We start from the raw sequence: 1,521 nt of genomic DNA, 5'->3' as shown, positions 1-1,521 counted from the left end.
GGCGAGATCAGCGGCACGCTCGCTTGTCGTGAGGATCAGGCAGACGGCGCCATCGTTGATCAGGCAATAATCGAATAGGCGCAGCGGGGCGACGATCGGACGGGAATTCTCATGGTCGTCGATAGTCATTGCCTCCTTCATCACCGCGCCGGGATTGAGTTGCGCATGGCTGCGGAAGGCGACGGAAACTTCAGCGAGTTGCCGCGTCGTCGTACCGTAAAGCTCCATGTGGCGACGGAACATCATGGCGTGGGCGCCGCCGGGCGAGGTGAACCCCCAAGGGTCCCAATGGCCCGGCATTTCACCTCCGCCGTAGAAGACGCGGCGAGATCGGCCGATGTTGGCGTAAAGCAGCGCGACATATTTCGCCTGGCCGCTCGTCAAGGCGATCGTTGCCTCGATGAGGCCGATGCCCGACATGCGACCATGCCCCGGTAGGGTGATCGTCCAACGCGGATCAAGTCCCAGGACTTCGCCCATCCGGTAGTAGCTCGGAATACGACATGTAAGCAGGCCGTCGACCGCGCCCTTGTCCAGTCCGCAATCTGCAACCGCGTTGCGAAACGCCTCAGCCGCCAGGCCATACTCGTCCATGTCGGGAAAGTTGCCGTACGCCGTCGTGCCGACGCCCACCACCGATACTTTATCTCGAAGCCCAGAAAAGCCTTGCATCGTCCCTCCGTAATGGATGATGCATTTTATTTTATTTTGGTCAAGAGGCTCGGAACCGTTTCAGAGGCCGCGTGTCCCGACATAAATCGAGTAAAGAGACGAGGCAGCGGCTATGAACAGGCGATTGCGCTTGGGCCGCCGAACGTCAGGTTTGTGACGGGTTTCCGGGACCGCAATCTTACCGATTAATTCCCCTCGGGGCTGATGCAGTGAACACCATCAGCCGCGCTTGTCCAGATATTGCCATCGAGGTCCACGCTGAACCCGTCAGGCACCCCGGCATCGATCATGGCGAATGTCCGGCGGTTGCCAAGCCCACCATCGGCCGCTACGTCAAAAGCTAGGATCTCATGTGCGCCACCCAGGCGTGTGCGTCGCGCCTGAGTCGGCAACGAAAAGGATTTTCTCGGTGGGCGAGAAGGCCAGACCATTGGGCTTGTCCAGTTTGTCCGTGGCGATCGCCAGCTTGCCATCGAGGGGATCAAGGCGGAAAACGCAGCGGCGCCCGAGCTCGCTGGAGGCGCGGTTTCCTGTGTAATCGCTGAGAATTCCATAATCCGGGTCGGTAAACCAGATCGAATCATCCGAGCGTACGACGATGTCGTTTGGCGAGTTGAGCCGCTTTCCCTCGTAGCTATCGGCGAGAACGGTCTGCCTCCCGTCAAGTTCGGTGCGGACGACGCGACGATTGCCGCTCTCGCAGGTGGCAGACGCCCTTGGCGGTCCCGGGTGTTGCCATTGGCGTTGCCGGACGGATGGCGAAAGACGACCGGTGGCTGCCCTTTGGCGACAGTAATATTTGCTCTGCTGGAACGTCGCTAAGAAGGAGAATCTCGAGATCCACAAAAC

The 1,521-nt window shown here is 59.8% G+C and carries 3 protein-coding genes; all 3 read right to left on the bottom strand.

Annotation, left to right across the window (positions count from 1 at the left end; genetic code table 11):
* Positions 1–672: thiolase family protein (locus EN984_RS34160; protein WP_164765901.1), on the bottom strand; the 672-nt coding region annotated here is incomplete at its 3' end.
* Between the two features lie 185 nt (positions 673–857).
* Complete coding sequence (locus EN984_RS39420; protein ID WP_127384335.1) at positions 858–1,103, bottom strand: SMP-30/gluconolactonase/LRE family protein; 246 nt, start codon at positions 1,101–1,103, stop codon at positions 858–860.
* On the bottom strand, positions 1,021–1,521 hold a 501-nt coding region (locus tag EN984_RS38410), incomplete at its 5' end, for an SMP-30/gluconolactonase/LRE family protein (RefSeq protein WP_164765899.1). The genes EN984_RS38410 and EN984_RS39420, both read right to left, overlap by 83 nt.

The organism is Mesorhizobium sp. M7A.F.Ca.CA.004.12.1.1 (assembly GCF_003997835.1).
In the GTDB taxonomy this organism is placed as follows: Bacteria; Pseudomonadota; Alphaproteobacteria; order Rhizobiales; family Rhizobiaceae; genus Mesorhizobium.
Note: the sequence above shows the minus strand (reverse complement) of the source record. Positions and strands in the feature narration are given on the sequence as shown.